We start from the raw sequence: 16,594 nt of genomic DNA on the forward strand, positions 1-16,594 counted from the left end.
TGCGTCAAGCGCGGCGGATGATGGCGATCACAGGTTGTTGAATTTGGGAAGAAAGCCATTTGCCGGGTGGCGGTTTCGCCTTACCCGGCAAAAATCACTGCCACCCGTACCGGCGGCTATAAAACCCTTTCACCAGCTGCGTCAGCGTCATATACCCGGCGAGGATCGCCACCAGCCACGGGAAGTAGCTGAGCGGCAGCGCCTGCAGTTGCAGATAGCCCGCAAGCCCCGAGAACGGCAGCGCGATGCCGAGCACCATCACCAGCCCCGTCATCACGATCAGCGGCCAGGCGGCGCGGCTCTGGAGGAACGGGATGCGCCGGGTGCGGATCATATGCACAATCAGCGTTTGCGACAGCAGCCCCACCACGAACCAGCCGGATTGGAATAAAGTCTGCTGCTCCGGGGTGTTAGCGTGGAACACAAACCACATCAGGCAGAAAGTTAAAATGTCGAAGATCGAGCTGATCGGGCCGAAAAAGAGCATAAAACGGCCCAGTTCTGCCGGTTCCCAGCGCTGCGGCTTCTGGATCTGATCGTCGTCGACGTTATCAAACGGGATCGCCACCTGGGAGATGTCGTACATCAGGTTCTGGATCAGCAGATGCAGCGGCAGCATCGGCAGGAACGGCAGAAACGCGCTCGCCACCAGGACGCTAAAGACGTTGCCGAAGTTGGAGCTGGCGGTCATTTTGATGTACTTGAGCATATTGGCGAAGGTGCGGCGGCCTTCGATCACTCCCTCTTCCAGCACCATCAGGCTCTTCTCCAGCAGAATGATATCCGCCGCCTCCCGGGCGATATCCACCGCGCCGTCGACCGAAATCCCGATATCCGCCGCACGCAGCGCGGGGGCGTCGTTAATGCCATCACCCATAAAGCCCACCACATGCCCCTCGCGCTTCAGCAGGGTGACAATGCGCTCCTTGTGCATCGGGGTCAGGCGCGCAAAGAGCGTGGTGCGTTGGGCCAGCAGCGCCAGCGCGTCGTCAGAGAGGGCTTCTATGTCGCTGCCCGTCACCACTTCGCCTGCATCCAGCCCCACGTCGCGGCACACTTTCGCCGCCACCAGCTCGCTGTCGCCGGTGAGGATTTTCACCGTAATGCCGCTCTCTTTCAGCGCCTTTAACGCCGGTGCCGTGGTCTCTTTCGGCGGATCGAGGAAGGCGATATACCCTTCGAGGATCAAATCGGATTCGTCGATACGCTGATAGTCACCTTCCCGCGCGGGCAGGAACTTGCTGGCGACCGCCACCACCCGCAGCCCCTGGCGGTTCAGGTTGTCGGTGACGCGTTTGATGCGTCGTAGCATGGTCTCATCCAGGGGAACGATTTCACTGTGATGCCGCACCTGGGTAGAAACATTGAGGATCTCCTGCAATGCCCCTTTGCAGATCAGCTGATGCACGCCCTGCTCTTCACTCACCACCACCGACATGCGGCGGCGTTCGAAATCGAAGGGGATCTCATCCACCTTCTGCCAGCGGGATGAAAGGGCGCGGGCGGTGGCTTCATCCACCCCTTCCAGCACCGCGACGTCGAGCAGATTCTTCAGCCCGGTCTGGTAGTGGCTGTTCAGCCAGGCGGTTTCCAGCACCCGCTCGCAGATCTTGCCTGCGATGTCGGTGTGGTGCTCCAGCACAATCTTGTCCTGGGTCAGGGTGCCGGTTTTATCGGTGCAGAGGATATCCATGGCGCCAAAGTTCTGGATGGCGTCCAGGTGCTTGACGATCACCTTCTGCTTCGAGAGTTTTACCGCCCCACGCGCCAGGGTCGAGGTGACAATCATCGGCAACATCTCCGGGGTGAGTCCCACCGCCACCGAGAGGGCGAACAGCGCCGCTTCCCACCAGTCACCTTTGGTGTAGCCGTTAATCAGCAGCACGATGGGGGTCATCGCCAGCATAAAGCGGATCAGCAGCATGCTGACGCGGCCAATTCCCTGCTGGAAGGCGTTGGGTTCGCTCTCCTGCTCGCTGACGCGCCCGGCCAGCTGCCCAAACCAGGTGTTGCCTCCGGTGGCGATCACCATCGCCTGCGCCGTACCACTCACTACCGTGGTGCCCATAAAGCAGAGGGTGTCGCACTCCAGCGGGTTTTTCTGCTGCGAATCGCGGCTGTGGGCGACTTTCTCTACCGGCAGGGATTCGCCGGTCAACGACGCCTGGGCCACGAACAGGTCGCGGGCCTGGATAATGCGTAAATCGGCCGGGATCATGTCCCCGGCCGCCAGCTTCACCAGATCCCCCGGCACCAGCTGGTCAATGGGGATCTCCTGCCAGCCGCTTTCCCCTTTGTCGTTGAGGGTGCGCAGGACGGTGGCGGTGTTGCTGACCATCGCCTTCAGGGCATCAGCCGCCCGGGTGGAGCGGGCCTCCTGGATAAAGTTCAGCAGCGTGGAGATGCCCACCATCAGGGCGATCACCCCGGCGGCAAACAGGTCTTCCGTGGCATAAGAGATAAGACCAAGCACCGTCAGCAGCAGGTTAAAAGGGTTGCGGTAGCAAGCCCACAGATGCACCCACCAGCGGGCCGGTTGTTGCGCCGGGATGGTGTTTTCGCCGTGAAGAGCGCGGGTAGCCTGAACCTCGGCGGCGGTGAGCCCTTCCGGGTGGCTGCCAAACGTCCGCCACAGGGCGGGCTCATCCATGGCGGCAACCTGCAGGCAGTGGGCGGCAAGGGTGGCGGGAATAGCGGCATCACTTTTGCCGGTTGCCATAGGGGTGCGCTGCACCAGACGGCGCGGCAGGTGACGGCTCAGCCGGGCAAACAGCTGCTGTGTGAAATTTTTAAACATAACAAGTCCCCCGCACCCGCAAAAAACGGGCGCAGTTTTGCCTTCAGACGTGACAGAGCCACACCTGAGCGGCGATATCAGTTATGCAGGGACGCGGGAATACGTCACTGCCCTACGCATCCGGTAAGGCAGTGAAAAGGCTTACCGGAGTGAACGGGTTCTCCCTGTCGGGAGAGGGGTGGGATCGGGATCCATACAGCCTCCGGTAAGAAAAAAAGGTAAGTCGGTGCGCACTATAGCGTTTTAGCCATACCGCGTACGGCAATTCGGGCGGTATGATAACGGCCGGGTATTAAACCAAACGTAAACCAGACATTGCCCATTGCACAACCCGGGACCCGACTTAGGATTAGTGATTATTTCATTGATGCATAACAGGATATAAAGCATGCAGAACCGCCTCACCATTAAAGATATTGCGCGTCTGAGCGGCGTGGGTAAGTCCACCGTCTCACGGGTGCTGAACAACGAAAGTGGTGTCAGCCAGCGCACGCGTGAACGGGTCGAGGCGGTTATGAACCAGCACGGTTTCTCCCCTTCCCGCTCGGCCCGCGCCATGCGTGGGCAGAGCGATAAAGTGGTGGCGATCATCGTCACCCGTCTGGATTCGCTTTCAGAGAACCTGGCCGTACAGACCATGCTGCCCGCCTTCTATGAGCAGGGCTACGATCCGATCATGATGGAGAGCAAATTCTCGCCGCAGATGGTGGAAGAGCACCTCGGCATGCTGAAACGCCGCAACATTGACGGGGTGGTGCTGTTTGGCTTTACCGGCATCAATGAAGAGATGCTCATCCCTTGGAAGCCGTCGCTGGTGCTGATGGCGCGGGATGCCCGCGGGTTTGCCTCTGTGTGCTATGACGACGAAGGGGCGATCCTTACCCTGATGCAGCGTCTGTATGAGAGCGGCCATCGCCATATCAGCTATCTTGGCGTGCCGCATAGCGACGTTACCACCGGTCAGCGCCGTCATGCTGCCTACCTCGCGTTTTGTAAACAGCACGCGCTCCCCGCCGTAGCCGCGTTACCCGGCCTTGGCATGAAGCAAGGTTATGAAAAGGTGGCCGACGTGCTGACCCCGCAGACCACTGCGCTGCTCTGTGCCACGGATACGCTCGCTCTGGGCGCAAGTAAGTACTTACAAGAACAGCGAATCGATAACCTGCAACTGGCGAGCGTGGGCAATACGCCGCTGATGAAGTTCCTCCACCCGGAGATCATCACTGTCGATCCCGGCTACGCCGACTCCGGCCGTCAGGCCGCCAGACAATTGATTGAGCAGATTAACGGCCGCAGCAAACCGCGTCAGATCGTCATTCCCGCCACCCTCTCCTGAGCGTCAAAAGAGGCTTTATTGTGATCCTCGCCCGATTTCGGGAACGTTCCCATTTTCCGGATTACGCTGAAAGAGTAGGCTTGCCCCCAGTCCATAACCCCTACCATCTGTCATGAGGTTTCATGATGAGCAAAGTAAAACAAACGGATATCGACCAGCTGATCGTGCTGGTTGGCGGACGTGACAACATCGCCACGGTCAGCCACTGCATTACCCGCCTGCGTTTTGTGTTAAACGATCCGGCCAAAGCCAACCCGAAAGCGATCGAAGAGCTGTCGATGGTGAAAGGCTGCTTCACCAACGCCGGACAGTTCCAGGTGGTGATCGGCACCGAGGTGGGCGACTACTACAAGGCGCTGCTGGCCACCACCGGTCATTCATCGGCGGATAAAGAGCAGGCCAAAAAGGCCGCGCGCCAGAATATGAAGTGGCATGAACAGCTCATTTCACATTTCGCGGAGATTTTCTTCCCGCTGCTGCCGGCGCTGATCAGCGGCGGCTTGATCCTCGGCTTCCGTAACCTGATTGGCGATGTGCCAATGAGCGGCGGCAAAACCCTGGCGCAGATCTACCCGGCGTTGCAGAGCATCTATGACTTCCTGTGGCTGATTGGCGAGGCGATCTTCTTCTATCTGCCGGTGGGGATCTGCTGGTCGGCGGTGCGCAAAATGGGTGGTACGCCAATCCTCGGCATCGTGCTGGGCGTAACGCTGGTCTCTCCGCAGTTAATGAACGCTTACTTACTTGGTCAGCAGGTGCCGGAGGTGTGGAACTTCGGCCTGTTCACCATCGCCAAAGTGGGCTATCAGGCGCAGGTGATCCCGGCCCTGCTCGCCGGCCTGGCGCTGGGGATGATTGAAACCCGTCTTAAGCGCATGGTGCCGGATTACCTCTACCTGGTGGTGGTGCCGGTCTGCTCCCTGATCCTCGCGGTGTTCCTCGCCCACGCCTTTATCGGTCCGTTTGGCCGCATGATTGGCGACGGCGTGGCGTACGCGGTGCGTCACCTGATGACCGGCAGCTTTGCCCCGATTGGCGCCGCGCTGTTTGGCTTCCTCTATGCCCCGCTGGTGATTACCGGCGTGCATCAGACCACCCTGGCGATTGATATGCAGATGATCCAGAGCCTCGGCGGCACCCCTGTGTGGCCGCTGATCGCCCTGTCGAACATTGCGCAGGCCTCGGCGGTCACCGGCATCATCATCGTCAGCCGTAAGCATAACGAACGTGAGATCTCGGTTCCGGCGGCCATCTCCGCCTATCTCGGCGTCACCGAACCGGCGATGTACGGCATCAACCTGAAATACCGCTTCCCGATGCTCTGCGCGATGATCGGCTCCGGGCTGGCGGGCCTGCTGTGCGGCCTGAACGGCGTGATGGCCAACGGCATCGGCGTCGGCGGTCTGCCAGGCATCCTCTCCATCCAGACCGCCTTCTGGCAGGTCTTCGCGCTGGCGATGGCCGTGGCGATCGTCGTGCCGATGGCGCTCACGACCGTTGTTTATCAGCGCAAGTATCGTCAGGGCACGTTGCAGGCGGTTTAATCTTCTTCGGGGCGCAGTTGCGCCCCTTCGCATTTGCAGGAACGCATTATGAATACCCTTCCTCACTGGTGGCAAAACGGCGTCATCTATCAGATCTACCCGAAGAGCTTCCAGGACACCACCGGGCGCGGCACCGGCGATCTGCGCGGCGTGACGTCGCGTCTCGACTACCTGAAAACCCTCGGCGTTGACGCCCTCTGGCTGACACCGTTCTACATCTCCCCACAGGTGGATAACGGCTACGACGTGGCAAACTACCTCAGCATCGATCCAGCCTACGGCACGCTGGATGATTTCGACGCGCTGGTGGCCCAGGCTCATGAGCGCGGGATACGCATCGTGCTGGATATGGTGTTTAACCATACCTCCACCCAGCACGCGTGGTTCCGCGAGTCGCTCAATAAAGCCAGCCCGTACCGGGAGTTCTATATCTGGCGCGACGGCACCCCGGAGCAGGCGCCAAACAACTGGCGCTCCAAGTTTGGCGGCAACGCCTGGCGCTGGCACGCCGAAAGCGAGCAGTACTATCTGCACCTCTTTGCCCCGGAGCAGGCCGATCTCAACTGGGAGAACCCGCAGGTGCGCGCCGAGCTGAAAAAGGTATGCGAGTTCTGGGCCGATCGCGGCGTGGACGGCCTGCGTCTCGACGTGATTAACCTGGTGTCGAAAGACCAGGACTTCCCCGACGATGCGATCGGTGATGGCCGCCGCTTCTACACCGATGGCCCGCGCATACACGCGTTTTTGCAGGAGATGAGTCGGGAGGTTTTTACCCCGCGTAATCTGATGACGGTGGGCGAGATGTCCTCTACCCGCCTCGAACACTGCCAGCAGTACGCGGCGCTCGACGGGCGTGAGCTGTCGATGACCTTTAACTTCCACCACCTGAAGGTGGATTATCCCAACGGCGAAAAGTGGACGCTGGCGAAGCCCGATTTCGTGGCGCTGAAGGCCCTGTTCAGCCACTGGCAGCAGGGGATGCACAACCGGGCATGGAACGCGCTGTTCTGGTGTAACCACGATCAGCCGCGCATCGTCTCGCGCTTTGGCGATGAGGGAGAGTATCGCGTCCCGGCGGCGAAGATGCTGGCGATGGTGCTGCACGGCATGCAGGGCACGCCTTACATCTATCAGGGTGAAGAGATTGGCATGACCAACCCGCACTTCACCCGCATCACCGACTACCGGGACGTGGAGAGCCACAACATGTTCGCCGAACTGCGCACCCAGGGGCGGGACGCCGATGAGCTGCTGGCGATCCTCGCGAGCAAATCCCGCGACAACAGCCGCACGCCGATGCAGTGGGACGCCTCCCCCAACGCCGGCTTCACCACCGGCGAGCCGTGGATCGCCCTGAGCGATAACGCAGAGACAATCCACGTCGCCGCGGCGCTGGCCGATCCCGACTCGGTGTTTTACACCTACCAGGGGCTGATTAAGCTGCGTAAAACCCTGCCGGTGCTGACTTGGGGTGAGTATGAGGATCTGCTCCCGGATCACCCGTCGCTGTGGTGCTACCGCCGTCAGTGGCAGGGCCAGACGCTGATGGTGGTGGCTAACCTGAGCCGCGACTGCCAGCCCTGGCAACCGCAGGCGGTGGACGGCAACTGGCAGGTGGCGATGAGCAACTATGCCGAGGTCTCGCCGCAGCCGGGCGCCATGACCCTGAGGCCGTTTGAAGCGGTCTGGTGGCTACAGGCATAACCTTCTGCGCCGGGCACCGCGCGGTTGCCCGGCGCACGCTTTTTGGGTGGAAAATCACCCCGATTTCGGCTTGCAAAATTTACAAATCCTCTATCGCGCGTCATCTGTACACTTCGTTTTTTACCTTGTCCTGAATCAAATAAATCGCAAACTTGTTTGATGCAAATCACTACATATAGAACTTAGAATGCTCGCCGACCCAAGATGTTGTATCCATGGTCTATTATTTCCACAAGACGACGGACACCACACAACATAAATTTGTGGATAAAAAGGGTCGAAATCAGGAGAAATCGCGCGCGCGTCGAGAGTTACGCTCCCGCGCCTTTTCCCTGCCTCTGTGGATAACCTGTTCTTAAATGGAGTGATCATGACACCGCATGTGATGAAACGAGATGGCTGTAACGTGCCTTTCAAATCAGAGCGCATTCAGGAAGCGATTCTGCGTGCAGCTAAAGCAGCGGGAGTCGATGACGCAGATTACTGCGCCACCGTCGCAGAGGTGGTCAGCAACCAGATGATGGGCCGCAGCAAGGTCGACATTAACGAGATCCAGACCGCGGTGGAAAACCAGCTGATGTCCGGCCCGTTTAAGCAGCTGGCGCGCGCCTACATTGAATACCGTCACGACCGGGATATTGAACGTGAAAAACGCGGTCGCCTGAACCAGGAGATCCGCGGCCTGGTGGAACAGACCAACTCCGCGCTGCTCAACGAAAACGCCAACAAAGACAGCAAAGTGATCCCCACCCAGCGCGATCTGCTGGCCGGTATTGTGGCTAAACACTACGCCCGTCAGCACCTGCTGCCACGCGATGTGGTGCAGGCCCATGAGCGCGGGGATATCCACTATCACGATCTCGACTATTCGCCGTTCTTCCCGATGTTCAACTGCATGCTGATCGACCTGAAGGGCATGCTGACGCACGGCTTCAAGATGGGCAACGCCGAGATTGAACCGCCAAAATCGATCTCCACCGCCACCGCAGTGACGGCGCAGATTATCGCCCAGGTCGCCAGCCACATTTATGGCGGCACCACCATCAACCGGATCGACGAAGTACTGGCCCCGTTTGTGACCGCCAGCTTCAACAAGCATCGCCAGGTGGCGGAAGAGTGGCAGATCCCGGATGCGGATGGATATGCCCGCTCCCGCACCGAGAAAGAGTGCTACGACGCCTTCCAGTCACTGGAATATGAGGTGAACACCCTGCACACCGCCAATGGTCAGACGCCGTTTGTCACCTTTGGCTTTGGGCTGGGCACCAGCTGGGAATCACGCCTGATCCAGCAGTCCATTCTGCGTAACCGCATTTCCGGCCTCGGCAAAAACCGCAAAACCGCGGTCTTCCCGAAGCTGGTGTTCGCCATCCGCGACGGTTTGAACCACAAGTTCGGCGATCCGAACTACGACATCAAACAGCTGGCGCTGGAGTGCGCGAGCAAGCGCATGTATCCGGACATTCTGAACTATGACCAGGTGGTGAAAGTCACCGGCTCGTTCAAAACCCCCATGGGCTGCCGCAGCTTCCTCGGCGTGTACGAAGATGAGAACGGCGAGCAGATCCACGACGGGCGTAACAACCTGGGCGTGATCAGCCTGAACCTGCCGCGCATCGCGCTGGAAGCCAAAGGCAATGAAGCAACATTCTGGAAACTGCTGGACGAGCGCCTGGTGCTGGCGCGTAAGGCGCTGATGACCCGTATCGCCCGTCTGGAAGGAGTCAAAGCCCGCGTCGCCCCGATCCTCTATATGGAAGGGGCCTGCGGGGTACGCCTGAAGGCCGACGATGATGTGTCGGAGATCTTCAAGAATGGCCGGGCCTCCATTTCGCTGGGCTATATCGGCATTCACGAAACCATTAACGCCCTGTTTGGCGACCAGCACATCTACGACAGCGAAGCCCTGCGTGAGAAAGGTATCGCTATCGTCCAGCGCCTGCGCGACGCGGTGGATCGGTGGAAAGAGGAAACCGGCTACGGCTTCAGCCTCTACAGCACCCCGAGCGAAAACCTGTGCGACCGCTTCTGCCGCCTGGATACCGCCGAGTTTGGCGTGGTGGAAGGTGTCACCGATAAGGGCTACTACACCAACAGCTTCCACCTCGACGTGGAGAAGAAGGTGAACCCGTACGACAAGATCGATTTTGAAGCAGCCTACCCACCATTGGCGAGCGGCGGGTTTATCTGTTACGGCGAGTACCCGAACATTCAGCACAACCTGAAGGCGCTGGAAGACGTATGGGATTACAGCTATCAGCACGTGCCCTACTACGGCACCAACACGCCTATCGACGAGTGCTACGAGTGCGGCTTTACCGGTGAGTTCGAGTGCACCAGCAAAGGCTTCACCTGTCCGAAATGCGGTAACCACGACGCCGCCCGCGTCTCCGTGACCCGCCGCGTGTGCGGCTACCTCGGCAGCCCGGACGCCCGTCCGTTCAATGCAGGTAAGCAGGAAGAGGTGAAGCGCCGGGTTAAACACCTGGGGAATGGGCAGATCGGTTAATCCGCTGCCACATTTATGCCCGGTGGCGCTGCGCTTACCGGGCCTACAATTCGCATTCACATTGTAGGCCGGGATCGCTACGCGACACCCGGCGTGGTTATACGCTATGAAGTATCATCAATATTATCCTGTCGACATCGTCAACGGCCCCGGCACCCGCTGCACCCTGTTTGTCTCCGGCTGCATCCACGAATGCCCCGGCTGCTACAACAAAAGCACCTGGCGACTGAATTCCGGCATGCCGTTTACCGCGGAGATGGAACAGCAGATCATCGACGATCTCAACGACACGCGCATCAAACGTCAGGGGATTTCGTTATCCGGCGGCGATCCGCTGCACCCGCAAAACGTGCCGGATATCCTTAAGCTGGTGCAGCGCATTCGCGCCGAGTGCCCGGGCAAAGATATCTGGGTGTGGACGGGTTATAAGCTGGACGAACTGAACGATAAGCAGATGCAGGTGGTGGATCTGATCAATGTGCTGATCGACGGCAAATTTGTGCAGGATCTAAAAGATCCGATGCTGATCTGGCGGGGCAGCAGTAACCAGGTGGTGCATCATCTGCGTTGAGCTCAAAACCGGCTCAAACTCTCCATCGCCACGGCTTTAAACTCCGCAAAGTCGTGACATTGACAGAGCCGCGTCATCGCCCGTTCGCGCAGGAAGGTGACGAAGATATCGTAGATGGCCATCGCCTCTTCATACTCGCTTTTACTGATCGCCAGCAGGAAGATCACGTGCGCGGTTTCATCCCCCCACTGAATCCCCTGCGGGGCCAGCACGGTGTAGACCACGGTTTTTTGCGCCAGCAAACCGAGGGAGTGCGGCAGGGCGATGCCGTCGCCGAGCAGGGTGCTGACGATGGCCTCGCGCTCCACCACCGAGTCGAGAAACTCCGCGTCCACAAACCCCTCCTCCTGTAGCTGACCGCACAGCTCACGGAACAGCGTCTGCTGGTCGATGGGTTGATTAATCACGCGGAAGTGGCTGGCGTCAAAGTACTTTTCCAGCATCCAGGGGCGCGTTCTGTCCACCAGCACCAGCTTGCCGATCTGCTCAAGCTGATAGTCGGTCGGGAACGGGGCGATCATCACCACCGGCTTGGCTTTTTCGCCGATCCGCGCGGTGGAGATGACGAAATCTTCGCTGATGTTCTCGCACTGCTCATACTCCCGCAGCGTCAGCACGCGCGTCACCTCGATTTGCGGATACTTGCGCTGCAAAACGGCCTCGATCATCCGCACCATCGCGTTACCCGCGTCGCACACCAGCATCACCCGCGGCTGGCGCTGATAGCCAATGTTGTAGTGGCGCTCCAGCCCGACGCCGATATGCAGCACCAGGAAGCCAATCTCGTTTTCGCTGATCACATACGGGGTGTACTTGCCCCAGCTCGACACCGCAGCCAGGGTCATGTCCCATGCCATCGGATAGTGCTGCTTGATGTTATCCAGCAGCGGATTGGGGATCATGATCTGATAGCGCACCCGGGTGATCATGGTTTTTATGTGGGTCAGCAGATCCGCGTGGAGCTGGGCGTCGTCGAGGAGGTTGTAGTTATAGTGGGTGTTGATATAGCGCAGGATGTAGTTCACCAGCGCCTCTTCATCATCGGCGTTGATGGCGCTGGGGGAGATCTCCTGCACCTGACGCGCGGCAATATGCACCCCCAGCCAGGTCACCTCCGAAGGCGACAGCGTTTTATCTGCCAGCCGGGCGATGGCGCTGGCGATATCCCGCGCGGCGTCGCGCACATTCTCGGCCACCTCTTCGGCGTTAAACTCCGGCAGCGGATAGCCTTCGCTGATGCGTCGCACCGTTACCGCGCCGTAGAGCCGTAAAAACAGCTCGCCCTCATCGGTCAGGCGGATATGGTGGCGGGTGAAGGTCTCATGCAGCACGGCGGCGAGCTCCTCCGGCACGCCCGCATTGAGTGCCACTTCCGTCACCAGCGGATTAAGGTTGTCCTGCTGCGCCAGCTGCCACAGCAGATCGGTGAGGCAGGCGCGGATCGCCATCTCGCTGCCAAACAGCTTCATGCCGTGACGCGGGCGGGTCTCCAGGGTCAGGCGATAGCGATGAAACCACTCGCGCACCTCCGCCATATCGCTCTGCAGCGTGGCGCGGCTGACAAACCACTCGTCGGCCAGATCCTCCAGCTTGAGGGAGAATGCCGAGGTGAGAAAGCGCACCACCAGGTAGTGCACCCGCTCCTGGCTGGTGCGCGGAATACGCAACGTCCGCGGATGCGAAGCCTGCAACAGCTGATAGCGCGCCGGATCGTCAATTTTCAGTTGGTAGCCGTTACCCCGGCTAAGGATAAACTGCGCCCCGTTCCCCGCCAGCAGCGCGTTGAGCGCGGTGATATCAGCCCGGACGGTACGCGTGGAGACCGACAACCGTTGCGCCAGTTCGTCCTGCGGCAGCGTCTCGTTTTGCAACATCTCGAACAGTTGCGCTAAACGTTGGTTGGGAAATCGCACGGGGTTGTCCTCTTACAGCTTAGGGTGAAATGACCATCTGGGATGGACTGCCGACCGGGGTATAGTCTGGCTCGACGCTCAGCTTGCCGTCCTGCGCCACGCGAAAACGGGTGATGTTGTCGCTGCGCTGGTTCATGACATAGAGCCAGCGCCCCTGTTTATCCAGCGTCAGGGTGCGCGGGTAATCGCCCCGCGTCCAGACATCGTCCTGATGCGTCAGCGTTCCTTCCGCCGTTACGGTAAAGTGGCCGATGCTGTTATGCAAACGGTTAGCAACATACAACTGCTTACCATCATCACTTAACGCCAGCCCGGCGGCAAAATTGGTGCCCTTGTAACCGGCTGGCAGCGCAGAGAGGCTCTTGCCCTCTTTCAGCGTGCCGTTGGCCTCTACGGCATAATGGGTCAGCGTAGACGCCTCTTCGTTTATCAGCCACAGGGCGTCACCTTTTGGCGTAAAGACGAAATGGCGCGGCCCGGCCCCTTTCGAGGAGGCGCTGATAAACGGCGGATCGTTCGGGGTGAGCTTCCCGGTGCGATCGTCAAAACGGTACTGATAGATACGATCCAGCCCCAGATCGGTGGCAAAGACATATTTCCCGCTCGGATCGGCAGCGATCATGTGCGCATGGGGGCCGTTATGATCGCTAATGGCAAAACTGCCCTCTACGGCGGCTTCAGGTTTAGCGGCGCCCGGTTCGCCTTGATCCTGGTGGGTATCCGTGGCGTCACCCAGGCTGCCGTCAGTGTTGATCGGCAGTACCGCAATGGATCCGCTGACATAGTTGGCCACCAGCAGGTGCTTGCCGTTCGGCGTCAGCGAGAGATAGACAGGCCCCGCACCGCCGGAGGCCACCTGATTCAGTTCGCTCAGCTCGCCGTTATCGCCCACCCGCAGCGCCTGCACCACCCCCTGCTCCACTTCGCTTGCCAGATAGAGCGTTTTGCCGTCGTGGGAGACGGTTAACTGCGCGGCGTTCGGCAGTTTGCTCACCAGCGTTTTGTTGGCAAGCGCGCCGGATTGCGGGTCGACGGTAAAGCGGTAGAGCCCTTCACCGTTGGGGTTGTAGGTTCCCACCCAGGCGTATTGCGTCTGGGCGACAGCGGCGGTGGCAAGCATTGAGAGTGAAGCGACAAGCAGGTTACGGGTGTGCATGGTGGCTCCTGATCGTGTTTCCCTCCCCCGGCGGGAGAGGGTTAGGGTGAGGGACTACTTAACCTGTTTTTTCGTCATCTCCAGCAGCGTACGCACATCTTCCGGACGCGTATCACCGCTGGCTTTGTCGATAATCGAGCTGTAGATATGCGGGATGATCTTGCTCACGCCTGCATCGAGGGCGATCTGCAGGATCGCCTCATAGTTTTCCAGATCGATGCCACCGGTGGGCTCCAGCCAGAAGTCGTGTCGGGCGCAGGCTTCCGCCACCGCCTGGTATTCGTCCCGGCATTTCAGGCCGCCCATCGGGAAGTATTTGATTGAGCTGCCGCCGAAATCTTTCAGCAGGGCAATGGCCGTTTCCACCGGGACGATCCCATCAGGGGCCGCGCTGCTCAGCGGGCCGGTAGAGATCTTGACCATCCCGACGGTGCCGGTCGGGGAGACCAGGCCGTTAACCACGGACTCGCTCTGCCCCAGCAGCGCGCGGCTGGTCGCCACGCCAGTAAAGACCTGGTTGACGTGCTGCGGCTGCACCTGACGGGCGATCTCGCTCACCATCGCCGACTGGTTCGGGTCACCCGCCCCCAACCCTACGGAGAGGGCGTTATCGATAAGCTGAGCGTACTCACGCATATCCGCCACCGCGCTTGCCACGTCCGGGTAGTTTTTGGAGAGCACGCCTACCAGCACATGACCTTCCGCCGCCTCGTAAATGGCGCTGGCGTTGGCTTTCGAGCCGGCCAGCACGTTCAGGCAGACGCGGTCGCGGTAAAAGTTGGGGGTCAGTTTCATGCGGTTTTCTCCTGGCCTAATACTTCGCTGATGCGGCGATAGACAATGTTCAGTTGGTCAGCGGTGACGCTGCGCACGTCCGCTTCGATAATCCCTTCGTTCGCTTTATAGCCGCGGAAGTAGATGGCGTATTCGCCCTGCTTCAGCGCGTGCACCAGATCGCCGGTGCCGACGCCGGTGGTGGCTTCGTCAAACTTAATCTCGGTGCGGGCGATATCGCGACCGGCGCTGTCCCAGACCACGCGGGCGGTCACGCCGTTCAGGGTATTGAGCGCGTCGATGAACGGCGTCATCTTCGCCACCATCTCCGCCCCGCTCTCTTTGGTCGCCGTCAGGTAGTGTTCGATGGCGCAGGTGAGGCCCAGAATGCCCTCTTTACCCACCTTCATCGCCCGGCCAATGCCCGCCGTCTGGCGTTTAACCCACTCAACGTACTGGGTTCTGCCAATCACCAGCCCGCTGGTGGGCCCTTCGATCGCCTTCGCGCCGCTGTAGATAACAAGAGAAGCCCCGGCGCGGTAGTAAGTGTGCAGATCCTCTTCCGCTGCGGCATCGACGATCAGCGGCAGGTCGTGTTTACGCGCGACTACCGCCGCCTGCTCGACGCTGAGCATGCTCTTCTGCACGCAGTGGTGAGATTTGATGTACATGATCGCCGCGGTGCGTGGGGTGATCGCCGCCGCCAGCTGATCGGCGGAACATTCGTTGGCGTAGCCCGCTTCCACCAGCCTGCCGCCGCCCAGCGCCACCATGGTGCCCACCGGGGCGCCAAAGTTGACGTTGTGGCCTTTCGGCAGGACGATCTCATTGTTTTCAATCGGGGTGACGTGGAGGTTCTCCAGCAGCCAGTCGCTGTCCTTCACCAGCACCGCCGCCACCGACTGGGCGATGCCCGCCGAGGCGCAGGAGACGACGGTCGCCCCTTCCACATCCAGCAGCTTCGCGATGTACTCGCCGGTTTTGTTGACCAGATCCTTCATCTCGAAGTACTGGTTCATGCCGTCCATTGCCGCCTGCACCACTTCCGGGCGCGGGGTGGAGACGCCGAGCGCCGTCATGCGCCCGGAGGTGTTAATCACCTGTTTTAAATTGTATTTCTCAAAAATTGAAGGCATGTTCCGTGCTCCCTTGTTCGGTCATGTAGCCCTTGCCCGCGCGGATCGCGGCAAGCGGCACCAGAATGTGTTCAGCCTGCAGGCTGTCGTTTTCGGCATCCACCAGCAGCGTTGGCTGGCGCTTAAGGGTGAAGAGCGTCAGGTCGGCGTCGAGACCCGGCTGAATGCGCCCTTTACGCGTCAGGCGCAGACCGTCGGCAGCGTTGGCGGTGACGCACTCAATCACCTGCGGCAGCGACATGCCGATGGCGAGGAATTTCGACATCACGCTCGCCAGCGAGCCGACCGGGCCGTTAATGCGGTTGCGGCAGTAGATATCCGAGCTGATGGTGTGCGGCAGAATGCCCATCGCGATGGCGCGTTTCGCCACCTCAAAGCTGAAGCTCGCCGTGCCGTGGCCGACGTCGAGGCGCACGCCGCGCTTCAGGGCGGAGGTAATGGAGGCGCGCAGCTCCCCGGAGGGGGTCAGAATGCGGTTCGGTTTGCCGTTGTAGCAGTGGGTGATGATGTCGCCTGAACTCAGCAGCTCGGCGATTTCGTCGAGGTTTGGCGGGTTGTTGCCAATGTGCACCATCAGCGGCAGATCGCCGTTCTCTTTCTGGATGGCCTTCGCACGTTCCAGCGGCGTAATGCCATTCTCGCCCACCACGCTGCTGCTCATGCGCGCTTTCAGGCCGACGATAAAATCAGGGTGGCGCTTCACCGCCTGCTTTACCGCGTCGGCGTCGATATTGGCCATGTTCGCCAGCTCGTTCTGGGCAATCAGCCCCACGCGGGAGATGTTCAGCAGGGCAAAAACCTCGGTGGAGGCGTTGCGGGTGATCGTGTAAAAATCATCCACGTCGTCCGCCCCGGTGCTGCCCGCGTCCACCACGGTGGTGACGCCGGTGGCGATGCCGACGCTGTCCGGCTCGTCGTGATAAATCGGCGAATTCGGGTAGCAGTGAACATGGGAGTCAATCCAGCCTGCACTGACCCAGGTGTCACCGTTGAGCTCAACGGTGTGCTGTGCGGGATCGGTGATGTCGCCAACCGCCGCGATCTTCCCGTCCTGAATGGCGATATCGGTCAGGGTATCGTCGGTGAGGCGCGCACGGCGCAGGAGTAAATCAAACATGGGGTTCTCCTGAGAAGACGGGCGCCGGAGCGCCCGC

Annotated in this window: 11 protein-coding genes; 5 read left to right on the top strand and 6 right to left on the bottom strand. The window is 60.1% G+C overall.

All coding sequences use genetic code 11. From position 1 onward, the window contains the following. Positions 1-94: 94 nt before the first annotated feature. Positions 95-2,797 (bottom strand): magnesium-translocating P-type ATPase, encoded by a 2,703-nt coding sequence (mgtA, locus tag DVA44_RS21345; RefSeq protein ID WP_114388079.1) that lies wholly within the window; start codon positions 2,795-2,797, stop codon positions 95-97. Positions 2,798-3,185: 388 nt separating this feature from the next. On the opposite strand from mgtA, the gene treR reads away from it, so the two are divergent. From treR to nrdG, 5 genes are all read left to right on the top strand, one after another. Further along, a complete protein-coding gene (gene treR / locus DVA44_RS21350; protein WP_114316049.1) occupies positions 3,186-4,133 on the top strand; it encodes a trehalose operon repressor TreR in 948 nt (315 codons plus the stop codon). Positions 4,134-4,258: 125 nt separating this feature from the next. Continuing rightward, positions 4,259-5,677, top strand: coding sequence for a PTS trehalose transporter subunit IIBC (gene treB / locus DVA44_RS21355; protein WP_197080147.1), 1,419 nt, complete (start codon positions 4,259-4,261; stop codon positions 5,675-5,677). Positions 5,678-5,725: 48 nt separating this feature from the next. Further along, on the top strand, positions 5,726-7,381 hold the full coding sequence (treC, locus tag DVA44_RS21360; protein ID WP_114388081.1) for an alpha,alpha-phosphotrehalase: 1,656 nt from the start codon (positions 5,726-5,728) through the stop codon (positions 7,379-7,381). Positions 7,382-7,751: 370 nt separating this feature from the next. Next, positions 7,752-9,890: an anaerobic ribonucleoside-triphosphate reductase gene (gene nrdD / locus DVA44_RS21365; RefSeq protein WP_114388082.1), complete on the top strand. Its 2,139-nt coding sequence runs from the start codon at positions 7,752-7,754 to the stop codon at positions 9,888-9,890. Between the two features lie 106 nt (positions 9,891-9,996). Then, positions 9,997-10,461: an anaerobic ribonucleoside-triphosphate reductase-activating protein gene (gene nrdG, locus DVA44_RS21370; RefSeq protein ID WP_114388083.1), complete on the top strand. Its 465-nt coding sequence runs from the start codon at positions 9,997-9,999 to the stop codon at positions 10,459-10,461. A 2-nt stretch (positions 10,462-10,463) separates the two neighbouring features. Here the strand turns inward: nrdG and DVA44_RS21375 are convergent, their stop codons facing one another. From DVA44_RS21375 to DVA44_RS21395, 5 genes are read right to left on the bottom strand one after another with little or no spacing between them, the layout of a single operon-like run. Beyond that, the gene (locus DVA44_RS21375; RefSeq protein ID WP_114388084.1) at positions 10,464-12,374 is read right to left on the bottom strand and encodes a transcription antiterminator; all 1,911 of its coding nucleotides are present in this window, start codon (positions 12,372-12,374) and stop codon (positions 10,464-10,466) included. Positions 12,375-12,393: 19 nt separating this feature from the next. Continuing rightward, positions 12,394-13,530 carry a lactonase family protein gene (locus tag DVA44_RS21380; protein ID WP_114388085.1) on the bottom strand — a complete coding sequence of 379 codons (1,137 nt, stop codon included), beginning with the start codon at positions 13,528-13,530 and terminating at the stop codon, positions 12,394-12,396. A gap of 54 nt (positions 13,531-13,584) precedes the next feature. After that, positions 13,585-14,325 (bottom strand): KDGP aldolase family protein, encoded by a 741-nt coding sequence (locus DVA44_RS21385; RefSeq protein ID WP_114388086.1) that lies wholly within the window; start codon positions 14,323-14,325, stop codon positions 13,585-13,587. Continuing rightward, the gene (locus tag DVA44_RS21390; RefSeq protein WP_114388087.1) at positions 14,322-15,440 is read right to left on the bottom strand and encodes a DgaE family pyridoxal phosphate-dependent ammonia lyase; all 1,119 of its coding nucleotides are present in this window, start codon (positions 15,438-15,440) and stop codon (positions 14,322-14,324) included. Before DVA44_RS21390 ends, DVA44_RS21385 begins: the two co-directional genes overlap by 4 nt. After that, entirely contained in the window at positions 15,424-16,557 is a 1,134-nt protein-coding gene (locus DVA44_RS21395; RefSeq protein ID WP_114388088.1) for an amidohydrolase/deacetylase family metallohydrolase, read from the bottom strand. The genes DVA44_RS21390 and DVA44_RS21395 overlap by 17 nt, the downstream gene beginning before the upstream one ends. Positions 16,558-16,594 lie beyond the last annotated feature (37 nt).

Source organism: Leclercia sp. W17, assembly GCF_003336325.1.
Lineage (GTDB): Bacteria > Pseudomonadota > Gammaproteobacteria > Enterobacterales > Enterobacteriaceae > Enterobacter.

Bases quoted from the DNA above. Each gene is read 5' to 3' on its own strand.
- mgtA (WP_114388079.1), bottom strand. From the start codon at position 2,797: ATGTTTAAAAATTTCACACAGCAGCTGTTTGCCCGGCTGAGCCGTCAC.
- treR (WP_114316049.1), top strand. From the start codon at position 3,186: ATGCAGAACCGCCTCACCATTAAAGATATTGCGCGTCTGAGCGGCGTG.
- treB (WP_197080147.1), top strand. From the start codon at position 4,259: ATGAGCAAAGTAAAACAAACGGATATCGACCAGCTGATCGTGCTGGTT.
- treC (WP_114388081.1), top strand. From the start codon at position 5,726: ATGAATACCCTTCCTCACTGGTGGCAAAACGGCGTCATCTATCAGATC.
- nrdD (WP_114388082.1), top strand. From the start codon at position 7,752: ATGACACCGCATGTGATGAAACGAGATGGCTGTAACGTGCCTTTCAAA.
- nrdG (WP_114388083.1), top strand. From the start codon at position 9,997: ATGAAGTATCATCAATATTATCCTGTCGACATCGTCAACGGCCCCGGC.
- DVA44_RS21380 (WP_114388085.1), bottom strand. From the start codon at position 13,530: ATGCACACCCGTAACCTGCTTGTCGCTTCACTCTCAATGCTTGCCACC.
- DVA44_RS21385 (WP_114388086.1), bottom strand. From the start codon at position 14,325: ATGAAACTGACCCCCAACTTTTACCGCGACCGCGTCTGCCTGAACGTG.
- DVA44_RS21390 (WP_114388087.1), bottom strand. From the start codon at position 15,440: ATGCCTTCAATTTTTGAGAAATACAATTTAAAACAGGTGATTAACACC.
- DVA44_RS21395 (WP_114388088.1), bottom strand. From the start codon at position 16,557: ATGTTTGATTTACTCCTGCGCCGTGCGCGCCTCACCGACGATACCCTG.